This is a genomic window from Xylanimonas sp. McL0601 (assembly GCF_049852175.1).
In the GTDB taxonomy this organism is placed as follows: Bacteria; Actinomycetota; Actinomycetes; order Actinomycetales; family Cellulomonadaceae; genus Xylanimonas.
In genome coordinates this window covers 621,621-638,777 of sequence record NZ_CP187527.1, presented here as the reverse complement: position 1 = coordinate 638,777, position 17,157 = coordinate 621,621, and the positions used below count along the sequence as shown (strand labels likewise).

The window sequence follows — 17,157 nt, the reverse complement described above, 5'->3', positions numbered from 1 at the left end:
AGTATCACACGCCGCGGTTGGCGTCCCGGCGCCGCATGCTCCGGCGGTCGATGATGCTCGCGACCAGACCGGCGATCAGCGTGGTCAGTGTCGTGCTGACCAGGACGATCACCGAGAGCCACACGCCGGGCTTTTCGAGCGGCAGGTCGCGCTCGGGGTCGAACGTGCTCAGCAGGTACAGCCCGAACGCGAGGCCCAGGACGATGCCGGCGACGACCCCGACCACGAAGAAGCCCTTGTAGCGGGGGGCGCGGCGCACGCTCGCCGGGTCGACGACGGAGCGGAGCTCGACGTCGTCGGCGACGTGGTCGGTGGGCTGCTCGGGGGTGGAGGTCACGGGACAAGCCTAGGTCCCGACCGCTGTGGGTCTGACGGTGGCCCGGATCCGTGCGCGGAGCCGGGCCACCGTCAAACCCACCGTTGCTGTCAGGAGGCGTCGCCCAGGCGGGTCCAGAACTTGCCCTTGCCGGGCTGCTGGCCGACGACGGCCTTGTCGGTCTCCCAGATCCCGCCGTCGAAGACGACGCGGTCACCCACGGCGTACTTCACGTTGCGGTCCCAGGCGGGGTAGTCGGCCGCAAGGCCCACGACCACCGGGTCGTGGTCGGACGACGCGTAGGGGTCCGGCGCGTAGAAGAGCGTGCCGTGGTAGTTGTACCGGCTGTACTCCAGCGCGATGGACTCCTCGGCGTTGATCTCCCAGATGTCCGCGCCGGTCGCGCGCCCGAGCGCGGGGCCGTTGAGGAGCACGTGGTCGAGCGAGCCGGACAGGCCGCCGAACGAGTAGGACCACTGGTTGCTCGACAGGTGCGAGGCGGCGTCGGTGTAGCCCGACTGGTAGAGCACCTGCAACGGGTCCTCCTGGGTGTAGGAGTTGAAGTCGCCGATCAGTGCGACGGCCTCACCGGGCGAGGTGACCGTGCCGACCCAGTCGCGCAGCGCCGTGGCCTGCAGGACGCGGGAGCCGTTCGAGGCGCCCTGGCCGTCGCCCGTGTCGGCGTCGCCGGCATGCGTGCCGGCGGAGCCCTTCGACTTCAGGTGGTTCACGGCGACGAAGAACTTCTCGCCACCACCGACCGGCCGGAACTCCTGGCCGATGGGCGGGCGGGCGTCGTCGAACGCGCCACCGGCAGCCGACTGCGTGCCCAGCGCGCGGGCGTCGCCCACGCGCTCGATCGCGGCCGGCTTGTAGATGAGCGCGGTGGTGATGACGTCCATGTTCGCCGGGGCAGGCAGCTCCGCCGACGACGGCACGTAGGCCCACACGTCGGAGCCGGCGGCGGCGTTGAGCGCGGCGGTCAGCGTGGCGAGCGCCTCGTCCTGCGGCCGGCCGAGGACCACGGAGTTCTCGATCTCCATGAGGCCGACGACGTCGGCGTCCACGGCGTTGATCGCCGCGACGATCTTGCGCTGCTGGCGCTCGAGGCTCGTCGCGTCCCACGCGCCGCGCGGGCCACGGGCGCCGCAGTCGTTCACGGCGATCGGGTTGCCCTGGCGGTCGGCATAGTACGAGCAGCCGGGGAAGCCGTCGCCCGTCGTCGTGAAGTAGTTGAGCACGTTGAACGTGGCGACCTTCAGGTCACCGCCCACGTCCTCCGGCGCCGTCGTGCGGGTCTTGGCGAAGGCGACCGGCCGGGGACCGTCCGCGGTGACCTGGTGGGTCGGGTCGAGCTTCCACGCGTTGTTGCGGTAGTCGACGATGACCGGCTCGGTGAACGTGACGGCCGCGCCCACGCGCACCGGGTCGTCCAGCGAGACGTACGGCGGGGTCAGCGAGCTGTTGGCCGCGCTGAGGAAGTTGAGGGTCGAGCCGTCGTCGAGCACGACCCCGCGGGCGGCGTTGTCGGCCTTGATCGCGTCTGCCTCGGGCGTGCTCGGCCGGGCGGCGTCGGTCCACTGGATCAGCGGCTTGTCGCCGGCGGCCAGGCCCACCTCGGAGTACTGGTTCGCGGCGTAGGCGTTGCTGACGGTGAACGCGCCCGGGGCGTAGAGCATCGACTCGAGCGTCTCGCGCTGCGCGTCGGTGGCCGGCCACGCGGCCGTCACCGCGGTGACCGGGGCGGCGTCGGGCAGCACCGTGACGTTCTGCGTGCCGGTGACGGAGAGCTCCGTCAGGCCGTTGAACTCGCTCACCGTGCCCGTGACCCGCACGGTCTGGCCGACGCGGACCGAGGCGACCGTCGAGGACGAGAAGACGAAGATCGCGTCCGACGCCGCGTGGGTGGCGAGGTCGACCGGGCCGCCCGTGCCGGGCGTCTGGAGGACGTAGCCGTTGAAGCCGCCGGTCGGGTAGGCCGCGGTGACGACGCCCGACGTCGTGACCGTCTGGCCCACGAGCGCCGAGGCCGAGCCGGTGCCCTGGATCTGGGCGATCGTGTGCGTGTCCTGGCCCGGCGTGCCGGTGCTCGGCGTCGGGGTGGGCGTCGGGGTGGGCGTCGGCTCCGTGGGGCCGGGGTCCGGCGTCGTACCTCCGTCTGCGCTGTTCGACGGCGTCGGTGCGCCCGCGGTGAAGTCGGTACCGTTGTCGGCGGTGTTGGCGTGGTCCGTGCGCGCGACCGACGTCGCGTTCGACGTCGCCGGGGCGGCCGTGGCACCCGCCCAGGCGTTCACGCCCGAGCCCCAGCCGACGAGGTCGACGACCTCGGGCAGGGCCGCGCACGCGGCGCCCGTGCAGTCGATGCGTGCCGTGCCCTGCACGAGCGCGACCTTGGCCGCAGTGCCCGACATCGCGATGGTGCCGGTGGCGTCCGGCGTCGGCAGCGGGGTGAGCGCGGTGTTGGTGCCGAACGCCTCACCGACCAGGTAGTGCCCGTGCGCGGGGACGGTGCCGGTGAGGTTCGTCTGGGCGCCGTTGGCCCAGGTGCCGCTCGCCGACGCGTACTGGACGGACCAGCCGTCGAGCGACACGGCCTGGTCGGTGGTGTTCCAGAGCTCGACGAAGTCCTGGCTGAGCGGGGCGCCGCTGTTGCCGCCGCCGCCGTAGACCTCGTCGATCACGATCGGGGACTGCGGGGTCACGCTCGCCGCGGCGGAGGCCGCGAGGGCGAACGAGGTCGGGAGGGCGATCGACGCCGACAGGAGCGCGGCAACCGCGCCTCTGTTCCGGCGTCCCGCCGCGGACGTGATGGTCACACTGGCTCCTCGATGAACGCGCTGGTAGCGGACACACGCAAGCAGGCACAGGTGAATCGCCGATGAACGCTCCACCGCGAGGTGGCATCGCCTGGACGACGGGCGCGGTGACCGCGATCACACCGTGCTGGGCACCGTAGCGGGCCCTGCCCACACCGGCACGTCAGCGCTCGCGGGCCGCCTGGAGCGGGAGCAGCGCCGACAGGTCCGAGCGCTCGCCCGACGCGCGCACTCGCCCGTCCGCGACGGCGTCGGCCCACTGCACGCGGCCCGTGGCCAGGCCCAGCCACGTGCCCACGTCGGTCTCGACCACGTTGGGCGGCGTCCCGCGCGTGTGCCGCGGACCCTGCACGGCCTGGACGGCGCCCGCCGGCGGCACCCGCACCTCGACGGTGTTGCCGGGCGCGACGTCGGCGAGCTCCTCGAGCGTGAACCGCACGGCCGTCGTCGTCTCGGCGCGCGCGGCCTCCCCGCGCAGCCACGCGCCGACGGCGGCGCGGCCCGCGGCGGGATCGGTCCGGCGTCGTGCAGGCATGTCAGAGAGTGAACCGCACCTTGCGCTCGGGCACGGACGCCTCGGCCAGCGTCACGCGCGTGCGCTGGCCCAGCGGCAGGTTCTCGCCGTCCACGCGGGCGCGCACGGCCGGGTCGCGGAGCACCACCTCGCCGCGGTTCGCGGGCTCGCCGTGGTGGTCCTCGACCTCGACGACGACGCCGTCGAACTTCTGCCCGATGCGGCCGCCCAGCAGCGCGGCCTCGACCACGTCGACGCACGAGCGCTCGAACGACGACGCCGTGCGGCCCGTCGCCGTCATGGTCCGCGGCAGACCGGGCAGCGAGTCGGCGACCCACCGAGGCACGTCGCGGCCCGCCGAGTGCGCCAGGCAGACCTCGGTGCCGTACCGGTCGACGAGGCGGCGCAGCGGTGCGGTCACGTGCGCATACTCGGCCGCGATCGCGGCGTGGCGCGCGCGGCCATCGCCCCACGAGTCTCCTCGCTCCGCTGCGGGGGATCGCGGGGACCCCGAGGGGTCGGCGGCGCGGGACGGCAGGCGGACCGTCACTCCGTCCTCGCCCGGCACGCCGAACGCGAGATACCCCGCGCCGCGGAAGAGCGTCGTCGCCTCGTTGAGGAACGCGGCGTGAGCGGGCTTGCGCGACTCGAGGCGGTGCAGCAGCTCGGAGTACGGCACGTCCGGCGGCCAGTCGATGCCGAGCGCGACGGCCGTGCGGTGCAGGCGGGCGACGTCGCGCGGGTCCGCGGGCGGCAGCGTGCGGAAGATCCCGACACCGGCCTCGCGCATCATGCGGGCGGCCGCGATGCCGGTGAGCAGCGAGATCTGCGCGTTCCAGCCCTCCACGGGCAGCGTGCGGCGGAAGCTCAGCGCGAACGACCCGTCGGCCCGTTCGGTGACCTCCTGCTCGGGCACGTCGAGCGAGACGCCGCCGCGGTCGCGCTCGCGCTCCTGCCGGAGCCGGCCGACGTCGGCGAGGAGCTGGAGCGGCTCGGGTGCGCTGCCGTCGTCGAGCGCGGACTGCGCCTCGCCGTAGGTGAGGCGGGCGCGCGAGCGCACGAGGGCGCGCGCGACCGTGGCGGACGTGATCTCGCCGTGCGCGTCGAGGCCGATCGTCCAGAGGGCGGCCGGGCGGTCCTCGTCCGGCAGCAGGCTCGCGGCGCCCTCGGACAGGACCTGCGGGTGCAGCGGCGTGCGCGTGTCCGGGCCGTACACGGTGGTGCCGCGACGGTTGACCTCCTGGTCCAGCGCGCTGCCGGGCGTCACGAACGCGGCGAGGTCGGCGATGGCGTACCGCACGATGTACCCGTCGCCCGACGACGCCACGTGCACGGCCTGGTCCAGGTCCATCGAGCCGGGCGGGTCGATCGTGACGAGCTCGATGTCGCGACGGTCCTGCCGGTCGCGGGTGACGTCCCGGAGCGCGGCGGCGCGGGCCTCCTCCAGCACCTCGGGCGGGAACATCGCGGGCAGGCCGATCTCCGCTCGCAGCGCGGAGAGCGCGGCCCGCACCTCGTCTGACGTGGCCGAGGCGAGGTTCAGGTGACGGGAAGGCACCTTCCCGACATTAGGGCCGAGCAGCGACGACGGCGCGGCGACGTGACCGCCACGCCGGTCACCTGGCGCCATCGTGGTCGGAAGCGCGCCACGCAGAGGGCTAGGGTGGTCAGACCACACTCCTACCGCGTCCGAGACCCTGAGAGCCCGAGGCCGTCGTGTCCGAAGTTCTGACCATCAGCACCACCGTGTCGCCGTCCGCCGTCGTCGACGAGATGGTCGCCACCGGGGCCCACAAGGCCGCGCGGCCCGCACGGACCATCCTGGTCCAGGCGATCCTCGCCTCGTTCGTTTTCGGCGCCGTGACGCTGCTGGCGGGCACCGTGGCCACGCAGACCGGCATCGCCTTCACCGGCGCCCTCGTGTTCCCGATGGCGCTGGTCATCGTCATCCTGCTCGGGCTCGAGCTCGTCACCTCGACCATGGGCCTCGTGCCGCTCGCCTGGTGGCGCGGCCAGGCCAAGGGGAGCGACGTGTGCCGCGCGATCGGCTGGGCCCTGCTCGGCCACGTCATCGGCTGCGGCATCTTCGCCGTCGTGGCCTGGGCGACCATCACCGAGATGGGGCACTCCATGGACGCGCCCGTCGCCGTGTGGATCCGCAACCTCGCCGAGCACAAGACGCTCGGCTACCAGGCGCTCGGCGCGGGGGCCGGGCTCGGGCTCGTGTTCCTCCGCGCGATCCTGTGCAACTGGCTCGTCTCACTGGGCGCCGTCATGGGCATGACGTCGAGGACCACCGGCGGCAAGATCGCCGCGATCTGGCTGCCCATCACGCTCTTCTTCGGGCTCCAGTGGGAGCACTCGGTCGTCAACCTGTTCGTGATCCCCGCGGGCATGCTCATGGGTGCGGACATCTCGTTCGCCGACTGGTGGCTCTGGAACGAGATCCCCGTGATCCTCGGCAACCTCGTGGGCGCGGCCACGCTGACGGGCGCGGGCCTGTGGCTGGCGCACCGGGGCGCGCTCCCGTGGAAGCGCTGACGAACGGGCGGACCGAGGATGCGGCGGGCGGTGAGACGATCGCCCGCGTGACATCCCCCGCCCCCGCCCGCGACGACAGCGCCCTCGACAACCCCGTCTGGTCCTCCCTCACCGGAGCGCACGCCGGGCTCGCGGTCGGTGGCGACCTGGTGCGGCGGTTCCCCGACGACGTCTCGCCGTTCGCCGCGGTGCGGACCTGGGACGAGCCCGGGGTGTGGGACGCGATCCTCGCCCTCGTCGGGCCCGGCGGCGAGTTCCCGCTGCCGCCCGCGGGCGTCGCGCTGCCGCACGGCTGGGAGACGGTGTTCACGCTCGACGCGTGGCAGCTGGTCGAGACCGACCGCCTCGAGACCCGGCCCGACGACGAGGCGGTGGTGCTCGGCGCCGACGACGCGCCCGAGATGCTGGCGCTCGTGGAACGCTCGCGGCCCGGGCCGTTCCTGCCCCGTACCTACGTCATGGGGCGCTACGTCGGCATCCGGCGCGACGGGCGGCTCGTCGCGATGGCCGGCGAGCGCGTGCGACCGGCCGGCTGGACCGAGATCAGCGCGGTCACCACCGACCCCGGCCACCGCGGCGAGGGCCTGGCCTCGCGCCTCGTCCGCGACGTCGCGCACCACGTGCACGCCCGCGGGGACCGCGCGTACCTGCACACCTCCGCCGACAACCCCGCGTTGAGCCTCTACGAGCGGCTCGGCTTCGAGATCCGGCGCCCGATGGTGTTCGGGACGGTGCGCACGCCGGGGGCGTGAGCCCACCTCCCCCGCCGCGCCCGGACGAGCTGGCGCTCAGCCGACGGACCTGCGGTGGCGCTCCGCGAGCTCCTGGTACTCGAGGGCGTTGCGGCGGACGCGCTCGCGGCCCGCCTCGTCGAGCTCGCCGCGCACCTTGGCCGGCACGCCCACCGCGAGGTGGTGGGCCGGGACCTCCTGGCCCTCGCGCAGCAGCGCGCCCGCGGCCACGAACGCGCCCTCGCCGACCACGGAGCCGTTGAGCAGCGTCGCGCCCATGCCGATCAGAGCGCCGTCGCCGACGGTCGCCCCGTGGACGATCGCCGCGTGCCCGACGCCGACGTTCGCGCCGATCCGCGTGGGCACGCCGGTGTCGGTGTGGACGACGCAGTTGTCCTGGAGGTTGCTGCCCTCGCCCAGCTCGATCTCGTCCATGTCGCCGCGCAGGACCGCGCCGTAGAAGACGCTGGCCCGCGGGCCGATGCGCACCCGGCCGATGACGGTCGCGGTAGGCGCGAGCCACGCCGTCGGGTGGATCTCGGGAACGTGATCGTCGAAGGGCAGCACCGTCGCCATGCCGGCGACCCTACCGGGCGGTCACCAGGTCGCTCGCGTGGAGCGGGGCGGGCACGCGGGCCGCGCCCACCGGCCCGCGGGTCGCGGTCCGGCCCGGGCCGGCCGCGCGCGCGCCGTTCCGGGCGGCTACCGGGTTCGGCCGCCCCGCCGTCGGCACGCCGGGCAGCCCCAGCGCCTCGCGCAGCGTCTGCCGGGCCGCGCGCCGCTCCCGGAACAGCCCGCGCTGCTGCAGGCCGGGCACCAGCCCGCGCACGACGGCGTCGAGGTCTGCCTCGAGGGCCGACGGTCGCAGCAGGAACCCGTCCGCGAGGCCGCCGTCCACCCAGTCGGTGATCACGCCGGCGAGGTCCGACGGCGTCCCTGCGACGACCAGCCCGCCCCCGCCGACGTCGGGCCCCTCGAGCGCCTCGACCATGGCGAGCCGCGCGTGGGCGCTGTCCCGTTCGGAACCCAGGACGACGTACGCCTCGACGAGCACCCGCAGCTCGCGCGGGTCGCGCCCGGCGTCCGTCGCGGCGTCGTGCAGCACCTTCCGCAGCGCGAGCGCCCGCTCGGGGTCCGCGACGGTGATGCGCACGACGTCGGCGACCGCCCCGACGATCCGCGCGCAGCGCTCGTCACGCACACGCATCACGACGGGCGGCCGGCCCTGCGGCAGCGCCGCCTGGCCGGTGCTGGCCCGGCGGACGGCGAAGCGGACGCCGTCGTGGTCGACCCGGAACCGCCCCTCGGCGTCGAGCGCGGCGCCTCCGGACGACACGTCCTGGTCCCACGTGCGCGCGACCCGCGCGGCGTCGGCAACGGCCTGCACCGGCCAGCGCTCGTCGGACGGCGAGACGCCGGCGGGGCACCCCACCTGCCAGGCGGAGCGACCGCCGCTCGCACGGTCGACCGCGGCGATCGCTGCGGCGACGTGCGCGGGCTCGAGATGCATCGTGTCGAGCGCGGCGACCAGGCCGATGCCGGATGTCAGCGGGGCCACGCGGGCCGCGGCGACGGCGGGGTCGAGGCGACCGCTCACGCGGCCGCGGCCGGGGTGCAGCATGAAGGGCTCGTCGAGCACCACGAGGTCGAGCAGCCCCTGGTCCGCGGCGCGGACGAGGCGGACGAACCGCTCGCCGTCGAACGGGCGCAGGACGGCCGCGCCCGGGGTGCGGTGGGCGCGGGCGCCGGCGGCGGTGAGGTCGACGGCGAGGATGACCTGGCGGTCCTGGTGCGGCAGAGCGGTGGTCGGCACAGCGTGTCTCCGTTCGGGGGCGCAGCGGACCACCGTCGCGACGTCGCGTGGGCGGGACGGTGGTGGTGCTGCCGGAGGTGCAGGGGGCCGCGGAGCGGCGAGGGCCGGAGGCCGGTCAGGTGCGGGGCGTGGTGGGGGTCGTGCTCAGCGTCGGCGACAGTCGGTGCGGGGCATGGCTACTCCTCTGCGCCCGCAGCACGGCGGGCTCGCGTGTTGTAGGCCGCAGCTGCGACCGACCTGGTCCTCACCCGGGGCACCCACCCGCGCGGGGGGTTGCCGTCCGACCAGCCGGGGCTTGACGTCGGAGCTCATGACCCGAGATCACGGGGATCTCGACGTGACCGGACCATAAGGAGCGCGCGCCAGCGCGGTCAACGGGTGTCCCGCATCGCGAGATGCGGTGCAGGGCGGTCCGGGGCGGCCGCCAGCGCGTTTCCGGGCCGTCCGGACGGTCAAGTATCTTGATGTCGAGCAAAATCCTGCCCCGCTGCCACAAGCAGCGGCCCACGCACCCGGGAGCGACGTCGCCCATGACTGGCCAGTCCACGATCATCTACACCCACACCGACGAGGCCCCGCTGCTGGCGACGTACTCGTTCCTGCCGATCGTCCAGGCCTTCGCGGGCCAGGCGGGCGTCGCGCTCGAGACCCGCGACATCTCCGTGGCGGCGCGCATCCTGGCGCTGTTCCCCGAGCGCCTGACGGCCGAGCAGCGGGTCGAGGACGCCCTCGCGGAGCTGGGCCGCCTCGCCGAGGAGCCGACGGCGAACATCATCAAGCTCCCCAACGTCTCCGCGTCGGTGCCGCAGCTCAAGGCCGCGATCGCCGAGCTGCAGGCCCAGGGCTTCGCCGTCCCCGACTACCCCGAGTCGCCCGAGACCGACGAGGACCGCGAGACCCGCGCGCGCTACGACCGCGTCAAGGGCTCGGCCGTCAACCCCGTGCTGCGCCAGGGCAACTCCGACCGCCGCGCCCCCGCCTCGGTCAAGGCCTACGCGAAGGCCCACCCGCACCGCATGGGCGCGTGGTCGCCGTCGTCGAAGACCACCGTGGCGACCATGACCGAGGGCGACTTCTTCCACAACGAGAAGTCCGTCATCGTGCCGGCGGACGACACGCTGACCATCCGCCTCGTCGCCGAGGACGGCTCCGTCACCGTGCTCAAGGACGGGCTCAAGGTCCTCGCCGGCGAGGTCGTGGACGGCACGTTCATGTCCGTCAAGGCGCTGCGCGCGTTCCTGGCCGAGCAGGTCGAGCGGGCCAAGGTCGACGGCGTGCTGTTCTCCGCGCACCTCAAGGCCACGATGATGAAGGTCTCCGACCCGATCATCTTCGGGCACGTCGTGCAGGCGTTCCTCCCGGCGGTGTTCGACCAGTTCGGCGACCAGCTGCGCGCCGCCGGCGTCTCCGCCAACGACGGCCTGGGCGCGCTGCTCGCCGCCACCCGGTCCCTGCCCGACGGCGAGGCGATCCGCGCCGCCGTCGCGCGCGGGCTGGCGGACGGCCCCGCGCTGGCGATGGTGAACTCCGACAAGGGCATCACCAACCTCCACGTGCCCTCCGACGTCATCATCGACGCGTCAATGCCCGCGATGATCCGCGGCGGCGGCAAGATGTGGGGCCCCGACGGCGCCGAGCACGACACGCTCGCCGTCATCCCCGACTCGTCCTACGCCGGCGTGTACCAGGCCGCGATCGCCGACTGCCGCGAGCACGGCGCGCTCGACCCCGCGACGATCGGCACCGTGCCGAACGTCGGACTCATGGCCAAGGCGGCCGAGGAGTACGGCTCGCATGATAAGACCTTCGAGATCCCGGTGGCCGGGACCGTCGAAGTCGTGGACGGCGCGGGCGACGTGCTCTTCTCGCACGACGTCGAGGCCGGCGACATCTGGCGCGCCTGCCAGACCAAGGACGCCTCGATCCGCGACTGGGTGGGCCTGGCCGTGCGCCGCGCGCGCCTGTCCGGCACCCCGGCGGTGTTCTGGCTGGACGCGCTGCGCGCCCACGACGCCAACCTCGTCGAGAAGCTCGAGCAGTACCTTCCGGAGCACGACACGGACGGTCTCGAGCTCCACGTCATGGCCCCTGCCGAGGCGACGGCGTTCTCGTTCGCCCGCATGCGTGCGGGCCTGGACACCATCTCGGTGACGGGCAACGTGCTGCGCGACTACAACACGGACCTGTTCCCGATCCTCGAGGTCGGCACGTCGGCCAAGATGCTCTCGATCGTCCCGCTCATGAACGGCGGCGGCCTGTTCGAGACCGGCGCCGGCGGCTCCGCACCGAAGCACGTGCAGCAGCTCGTCGAGGAGAACTACCTGCGGTGGGACTCCCTGGGCGAGTTCTTCGCGCTGGCGGCGTCGTTCGAGCACCTCGCGCAGACGACCGGCAACGCCCGCGCGCAGCTCCTCGCCGACACGCTCGACCGCGCGACCGGCACGTTCCTCGACGAGGACCGCTCCCCCGGCCGCAGGCTCGGGACGATCGACAACCGCGGCTCGCACTTCTACCTGGCCCTGTACTGGGCGCAGGAGCTGGCGAAGCAGTCGTCCGACGCCGAGCTCGCTGCCGCGTTCGCCCCGCTGGCCCAGGCGCTCACGGCGCAGGAGCCGACCATCGTCGAGGAGCTGCTGGCCGTGCAGGGCAAGCCGGCCGAGATCGGTGGCTACTACCGCCCCGACCCGGCGCTGACGTCGGCGGTCATGCGCCCGAGCGCGACCTTCAACGAGGCGCTGGCCGGCCTCTGACGAGGACTCGACGGGCTCGGCCAGACGGGCTCGACCACCCCGTGGTCGAGCCCGTCGGCCTGTCACCAGCTCCAGCCGCGGGACGCCAGCTCCAGCTCCTCGCGGAGGCGTTCCGCCTCCGTCGTGCGGTCCGTCGCGCGGCGCGGCCCCTCGACGGTGAGGCCCGCGCGGCGGCACGCCTCGGCGAGCAGCGCGTCGTAGGCGGCCTCGGCCGCCCGCGTGTGGTGCGCGGCGGCGAAGCTGTGGTTGTCGGCGAGGGCCTGCAGCTCGTGGGCGATCTGGCCGAGCCGTAGCTGCAGCATGAGCGTGTCGAGAGGGTCGCCCTCCGCCTGCCGGCGGCGTGCCGCCCGGCGGCGACGGCTCGCCCGCACGGCCGCGCGCACGGAAGCGACCAGGCCGGCCAGTGCCCACGTGATGGCGGTACCGAGGACCGCCGCGAGCTGCCACGTCATCGCGCCCTCCACCTCCACTGTAAGAGCGCAGGTCACCTGGCGGGAAGACCTCCCGGTGCTCTGGTGCGCCAACCTGGTGGTTGCCATGCTTTCGCCATGTCGAGCATTCGGACAGTCGTACGCGCCTTCCTCGCCGCGGCCCTCCTCGCCGCTCTCGCGGCCTGCAGCTCCGGAGGCCCGCCGCCCGCGGCGATCCAGCCGGGGAGCTCAGGCTCCGTCGCGCTCGACGACCGGCCCTTCACGCTCGCCGTCCCGGACGGCTACGACGAGGACACGCCCGTGCCGCTCGTCGTGGGACTGCACGGCTACACGGGCGACGGGGCCGGGCTCGTGAGCTATCTCGGCCTGGGCCCGCAGGCCCAGGACAAGGGGTTCCTGCTCGCGTCCCCCGACGGGACCAAGGACTCCGGTGGGGACCGGTTCTGGAACGCGACCGCCGCGTGCTGCGACTTCAACGCCACCGGGGTCGACGACTCTGCATACCTGTCGAAGCTCATCACGACCGTCGAGGAGCAGTACACGGTCGACCCCGACCGCGTGTTCGTCGTCGGGCACTCCAACGGCGGCTTCATGGCCTTGAGGATGGCGTGCGAGCACGCCGACCAGGTCGCCGCCGTCGTCTCGGTCGCCGGGGAGATGACGGACGACGCGTCGACGTGCAAGCCGTCGAAGAAGGTGAGCGTGCTGCAGGTCCAGGGCGACCACGACGAGGTCATCCACTACGACGGCGGCAACGGGTACACCGGGGCGCCGTATCCGGGGGCCGAGACGACGGTCCAGGACTGGCGCACGCTCGACGGGTGCGGCGACGCGGCCACCCCGGGCGCGTCCCTCGACCTCGAGGGCACGATCGCCGGCGCCGAGACGACCCCGAAGTCCTGGTCGTCCTGCACAGACGGCACCGAGGTCGCGCTCTGGACGATCGCCGGCGGCTTGCACTCGCCGACGTGGTCGCCGGAGTTCGGGCCCCAGCTGGCCGACTGGATGCTCGCCCACCCGCGCACGTCCTGAGCGGGTTCGACGAGCTCAACCACCGGCCCGCCGTGGTTGAGCTCGTCGAGAGCGGCTCAGGTCAGCCGAACAGGCGCGGCAGCGTCCCTTCGAAGGCCTCGCGGGCCTCGGCGAGCGAGATCGTGACGTCGTCGACCACGACGGCGTCCCCGCCCGTCGTGCCCAGCGCCAGCACCGGCACGCCGGCCGCCTCGGCTGCGGCGACCAGCTCGGCCTCGCGGGCCGGGTCGACCGCCACGAGCGCCCGCGCCGTCGTCTCGCTGAAGAGCGCGGCGAACGGCGTCACGCCGTCGCGCTCGACGACGCCGGAGACCGACGCCGTCACGCCGACGCCGTAGCGCAGCGACGACTCGACCAGCACCTGGACGAGGCCGCCCTCGGACAGGTCGTGCGCGGCGACCGCGAGGCCGGCGCGGCGGGCGCCGATCAGTACCGACGCCAGCGCCTTCTCCGCGGTGAGGTCCACGCGCGGCGGCACGCCACCCAGGTGGCCGTGCTCGACGTCGGCCCAGGCGGACCCGTCGAGCTCGTCGGCCGTGGCGCCGAGGAGCAGGACCCGCAGCCCGGACTCGCGCCAGCCGGAGGGCACCGCGGTGCGGACGTCGTCGAGCACGCCGAGCACGCCCACGACGGGCGTCGGGTGGATGGCCGAGTCGACGAGGCCGGGCGCGCCCGTCTCGTTGTAGAGCGAGACGTTCCCACCGGTGACGGGCACCGCGAGCTCCTGGCACGCGTCGGCCAGGCCCTCGATCGCCTCGACGAGCTGCCACATCGAGTCGGGGTTCTCGGGCGAGCCGAAGTTGAGGCAGTCAGTGACAGCCATGGGCACGGCCCCCGCTGTGGCGACGTTGCGGTACGCCTCGGCGAGCGCGAGCTGCGCGCCGGTCCGGGGGTCGAGCTTGGCGTAGCGGCCGTTGGCGTCGGTCGCGAGAGCGACGCCGAGGTTCGTCGACTCGTCGACGCGGACGACGCCGCCGTCGTCGGGCTGCGCGAGGGCGGTGTTGCCCTGCACGAACCGGTCGTACTGGTCGGTGACCCACGCCTTGGAGCCGAGGTTCGGGGACGCGAGCAGGCGCAGCGCGGTCGCCTTGAGCTCCTCGGCGGAGGCCGGCCGGTCGAGCGACGCCGAGGTGTCGGCGACCAGCGCGTCCTGCCACGCCGGGCGGGCGTACGGGCGGTGGTAGGTGGGGCCCTCGTGCGCGACGGTCCGGGGGTCGACGTCGACGATGCGCTGCCCGTGGTGGTCGATGGTGAGGCGGCCGGAGTCGTTGACCTCGCCGACGATCGACGTCTCGACGTCCCACTTCTTGGTGATGGCCAGGAACTCGTCCAGCTTCTCGGGCCGGACGACGGCCATCATGCGCTCCTGCGACTCCGACATGAGGATCTCGCCGGCGTTGAGCGTCGGGTCGCGCAGCAGCACGTCGTCGAGGTAGACGTGCATGCCGCCCTCACCGTTGGAGGCCAGCTCGGATGTGGCGCACGAGATGCCCGCGGCGCCCAGGTCCTGGATGCCCTCCACGACCTTCGCGGCGAACAGCTCGAGGCAGCACTCGATGAGCACCTTCTCCATGAACGGGTCGCCCACCTGCACCGACGGGCGCTTGGCCGGGACGCCGTCCTCGAACGTCTCCGACGCGAGGATCGAGGCGCCGCCGATGCCGTCGCCGCCCGTGCGGGCGCCGAACAGGATCATCTTGTTGCCGACGCCCGAGGCGTTGGCGAGGTGGATGTCCTCGTGGCGCAGCACGCCGACGCACAGCGCGTTGACGAGCGGGTTGCCCTGGTACGAGCCGTCGAACACGAGCTCGCCGCCGATGTTCGGCAGGCCGAGCGAGTTCCCGTAGCCACCGACGCCGCTCACGACGCCGTGCACCACGCGGGCGGTGTCGGGGTGGTTCACGTCACCGAAGCGCAGCTGGTCCATCACGGCAACCGGGCGGGCACCCATCGAGATGATGTCGCGCACGATGCCGCCGACGCCGGTCGCGGCGCCCTGGTACGGCTCGACGAACGACGGGTGGTTGTGCGACTCGACCTTGAACGTCACGGCCCAGCCGTCGCCGATGTCGACGACGCCCGCGTTCTCGCCGATGCCGACGAGGAGGTGCTCCTTCATCGCGTCGGTGACGCGCTCGCCGAACTTGCGCAGGTGCACCTTGGACGACTTGTAGGAGCAGTGCTCCGACCACATGACCGAGTACATCGCGAGCTCGGCCGCGGTGGGGCGGCGGCCCAGGATGTCGCGGATCTGCTGATACTCGTCGGGCTTGAGGCCGAGCTCCGCGAACGGCTGCACCTCGTCAGGAGTCCGTCGAGCGTGCTCGACGGTGTCCAGCTTCGGGGCGGCAAGCGTCGGGCGGGCTGCGGAGGCGGCGGTCATCAAGCTCCCTCGAGGTCGCACGTTGCCAGGGCCGGGTGATCACCGCGGGCGCGGTTCCGGCGTCAGCCGTGGCGGGTGTGGTGCGCGAGACGCGCGCGCCCAGTCTACCGGCGTACGACGGCGCCCGGGCCCGCGCGCAGCGCGACCGATCCGGCCCGGCGCCGGGCGCGCCGCGGCGCCACCCCGCCGTTCGACGCGCGCCAGGGTCGCCGTCGGATCGCGCCGCCCGGGCCGATCCTGGGGACTACGCCGGGAAGGGCCCCGGCTCTCTCCGCGTGGAGGCGATCGCGATGGCGGTACCGGACAGCGTGTGCTGGGGGCTCAGCGACGAGCCGTCCAAGGGCAGGTTCGTGACGCACACGCGCCTGCCCGGGGTCCCGTGGCGGGTACGGCTGCCCGCGCCCATGCCCGCGAGCTGGGTCGTCTACCTCTTCCTCGGCTCCTTCGCGGTGTCCCTCGTGACCTTCATCAGCGCGGCGGCGATGGGCCATCACGTGGCGGTCGCGCTGCTCGAGGGCTGCGCAGCAGCGTGGCTGCTGGGCCGCTGCCTGGCCCCGTTCGCGGACGTGCGCCTGCGGCGCGAGGCGTTCGCCCTCATGGACGCGCTGCACGAGGAGCAGCCGGAGGCGGAGGCGCCCGGCCCCGACGGCGACGCCGCGGCGGCCTGAGCGGCCACCTGACGTGCGGGTTCGTGTCCAATATCACGAAGTGGTTTGATGCGCACGTGCAGATGCTCCGTAGCTTCGCTCCGAATGCGTTCGCCTACGGCCTCGCGTCGTGGTCGTGGCTCGGGATCCAGGACAAGACGCCCCGCTTCACGACGGCGTTCGGTGACGTCTTCCTCGAGTCGCTCGACGGCTGGTGGCTGCTCGACACCATCGAGGGCACGCTGACCCTCCGCTGGTCCAACGCCGTCGACCTGTACGCCGAGCTCGACTCCCCCGCGGGCCGCGAGGAGATCCTGCTCGAGGACATCCTGGTCGAGGCGCTGGGCCGCGGCGTGACACCGGGCGACGACGAGGTGCTTGCCTTCATGCCCCACCCGGCCGCCGGCGGCCGCCTCTCCGCCGAGTCGTGCTCGCCGCTGCGGTTCGAGCTCGCGCTGAGCCTCGCGGGCCAGGTGCACGGCGAGCTGCTCCGTGCCGCCGCCCAGGCCCCGAGCCCGATGCTCTGGGCCGGCGAGCCTGCGGGTCGGGCGCCCGAACCCCAGCCGCAGCACGCGGGGTGGCCGGCCGAGGAGCAGCACGCCGTGTGGGCGGCCGAGGAGCAGCATGCCGGGTGGGCAGCCCAGCCCGAGCCGGCGCCTTCGCCGTGGGCCTCGACGCCCGCCGCCGGCCCGAGCTGGTTCCCCCTGTCGCACTGAGCTCGCAGCCTTCCGCTCCCTTGCGGATGCATGAACCTCCAGTTCGTCGTCCCATGGAAGAAGGGACCGGAGGGAGCGTTCGTTATGAAGGCCGTGCTGCTGACCGGCGCCGGGATCGCACTCGTTGACGGGGTGGTGCTCGGCGTCGCGCTCGGGGTGGGCAGGACGGGGGTCGCGGCGGCGGCGCTCGCCGTCGGCCTCGCGTCCGCGGTCGTCCTCGCCTTGCTGACGCCGGCGGCACCGCCCGGCGAGCCGGTCATGGTCACGCTCGGCGTGCGTCCCACGGCCCAGCCCGCCGAGCCGGAGCCCGACGTCGAGCGCGCGACGCTCCCGGGCCCCGCGGCGGCCGCCCCGCCGACACCGGCTCAGACGCCTGCCACCCAGGCGCCGGCACCCGTCCCGGCCACCCCGTCGGATCCGGCGACCTACCCGGCCCCGGCCGCCGCCTGACGGTCCGCCCTGGGCAT

At 73.8% G+C, this 17,157-nt stretch carries 15 protein-coding genes and 1 riboswitch; of the genes, 7 read left to right on the top strand and 8 right to left on the bottom strand.

Features of this window, described 5'->3' with window-relative positions; all coding sequences use genetic code 11:
* Positions 1-4: 4 nt before the first annotated feature.
* The 4 genes from ACO4JP_RS02885 to ACO4JP_RS02870 form a co-directional block, all read right to left on the bottom strand.
* Positions 5-337 carry a hypothetical protein gene (locus ACO4JP_RS02885; protein ID WP_425955896.1) on the bottom strand — a complete coding sequence of 111 codons (333 nt, stop codon included), beginning with the start codon at positions 335-337 and terminating at the stop codon, positions 5-7.
* A gap of 89 nt (positions 338-426) precedes the next feature.
* Positions 427-3,132, bottom strand: a complete 2,706-nt coding sequence (locus ACO4JP_RS02880; RefSeq protein WP_425955895.1) for an ExeM/NucH family extracellular endonuclease — start codon at positions 3,130-3,132, stop codon at positions 427-429.
* A 163-nt stretch (positions 3,133-3,295) separates the two neighbouring features.
* Positions 3,296-3,667 (bottom strand): sterol carrier family protein, encoded by a 372-nt coding sequence (locus ACO4JP_RS02875; RefSeq protein WP_425955894.1) that lies wholly within the window; start codon positions 3,665-3,667, stop codon positions 3,296-3,298.
* Between the two features lies 1 nt (position 3,668).
* Positions 3,669-5,204 carry an RNB domain-containing ribonuclease gene (locus tag ACO4JP_RS02870; RefSeq protein ID WP_425955893.1) on the bottom strand — a complete coding sequence of 512 codons (1,536 nt, stop codon included), beginning with the start codon at positions 5,202-5,204 and terminating at the stop codon, positions 3,669-3,671.
* Between the two features lie 158 nt (positions 5,205-5,362).
* Here ACO4JP_RS02870 and ACO4JP_RS02865 point away from each other — a divergent pair, with 158 nt between their 5' ends.
* Together ACO4JP_RS02865 and ACO4JP_RS02860 are read left to right on the top strand one after the other, a co-directional pair.
* Positions 5,363-6,187 carry a formate/nitrite transporter family protein gene (locus ACO4JP_RS02865; RefSeq protein ID WP_425955892.1) on the top strand — a complete coding sequence of 275 codons (825 nt, stop codon included), beginning with the start codon at positions 5,363-5,365 and terminating at the stop codon, positions 6,185-6,187.
* A gap of 47 nt (positions 6,188-6,234) precedes the next feature.
* Positions 6,235-6,939, top strand: coding sequence for a GNAT family N-acetyltransferase (locus ACO4JP_RS02860; RefSeq protein ID WP_425955891.1), 705 nt, complete (start codon positions 6,235-6,237; stop codon positions 6,937-6,939).
* Between the two features lie 36 nt (positions 6,940-6,975).
* Here the strand turns inward: ACO4JP_RS02860 and ACO4JP_RS02855 are convergent, their stop codons facing one another.
* Positions 6,976-7,494 carry a gamma carbonic anhydrase family protein gene (locus tag ACO4JP_RS02855; RefSeq protein ID WP_425955890.1) on the bottom strand — a complete coding sequence of 173 codons (519 nt, stop codon included), beginning with the start codon at positions 7,492-7,494 and terminating at the stop codon, positions 6,976-6,978.
* Between the two features lie 10 nt (positions 7,495-7,504).
* Positions 7,505-8,731, bottom strand: coding sequence for an LLM class flavin-dependent oxidoreductase (locus ACO4JP_RS02850; protein ID WP_425955889.1), 1,227 nt, complete (start codon positions 8,729-8,731; stop codon positions 7,505-7,507).
* Positions 8,732-8,934: 203 nt separating this feature from the next.
* Positions 8,935-9,047, bottom strand: a riboswitch (SAM riboswitch).
* A gap of 214 nt (positions 9,048-9,261) precedes the next feature.
* On the opposite strand from ACO4JP_RS02850, the gene ACO4JP_RS02845 reads away from it, so the two are divergent.
* Positions 9,262-11,481: an NADP-dependent isocitrate dehydrogenase gene (locus ACO4JP_RS02845; RefSeq protein WP_425955888.1), complete on the top strand. Its 2,220-nt coding sequence runs from the start codon at positions 9,262-9,264 to the stop codon at positions 11,479-11,481.
* 62 nt (positions 11,482-11,543) lie between these two features.
* Here the strand turns inward: ACO4JP_RS02845 and ACO4JP_RS02840 are convergent, their stop codons facing one another.
* Positions 11,544-11,933, bottom strand: a complete 390-nt coding sequence (locus tag ACO4JP_RS02840; protein WP_425955887.1) for a hypothetical protein — start codon at positions 11,931-11,933, stop codon at positions 11,544-11,546.
* 96 nt (positions 11,934-12,029) lie between these two features.
* On the opposite strand from ACO4JP_RS02840, the gene ACO4JP_RS02835 reads away from it, so the two are divergent.
* Positions 12,030-12,944 (top strand): alpha/beta hydrolase family esterase, encoded by a 915-nt coding sequence (locus ACO4JP_RS02835; RefSeq protein WP_425955886.1) that lies wholly within the window; start codon positions 12,030-12,032, stop codon positions 12,942-12,944.
* Positions 12,945-13,005: 61 nt separating this feature from the next.
* On the opposite strand, the gene purL is transcribed toward ACO4JP_RS02835, so the two are convergent.
* Positions 13,006-15,327, bottom strand: coding sequence for a phosphoribosylformylglycinamidine synthase subunit PurL (gene purL / locus ACO4JP_RS02830; protein ID WP_425955885.1), 2,322 nt, complete (start codon positions 15,325-15,327; stop codon positions 13,006-13,008).
* Between the two features lie 290 nt (positions 15,328-15,617).
* Here purL and ACO4JP_RS02825 point away from each other — a divergent pair, with 290 nt between their 5' ends.
* The 3 genes from ACO4JP_RS02825 to ACO4JP_RS02815 are packed head-to-tail and all read left to right on the top strand — an operon-like array spanning position 15,618 to position 17,140.
* Positions 15,618-15,995 carry a hypothetical protein gene (locus ACO4JP_RS02825; RefSeq protein ID WP_425955884.1) on the top strand — a complete coding sequence of 126 codons (378 nt, stop codon included), beginning with the start codon at positions 15,618-15,620 and terminating at the stop codon, positions 15,993-15,995.
* 56 nt (positions 15,996-16,051) lie between these two features.
* Positions 16,052-16,690 carry a hypothetical protein gene (locus tag ACO4JP_RS02820; protein ID WP_425955883.1) on the top strand — a complete coding sequence of 213 codons (639 nt, stop codon included), beginning with the start codon at positions 16,052-16,054 and terminating at the stop codon, positions 16,688-16,690.
* A gap of 30 nt (positions 16,691-16,720) precedes the next feature.
* On the top strand, positions 16,721-17,140 hold the full coding sequence (locus ACO4JP_RS02815) for a hypothetical protein (protein ID WP_425955882.1): 420 nt from the start codon (positions 16,721-16,723) through the stop codon (positions 17,138-17,140).
* The last annotated feature ends 17 nt before the right edge of the window (positions 17,141-17,157 follow it).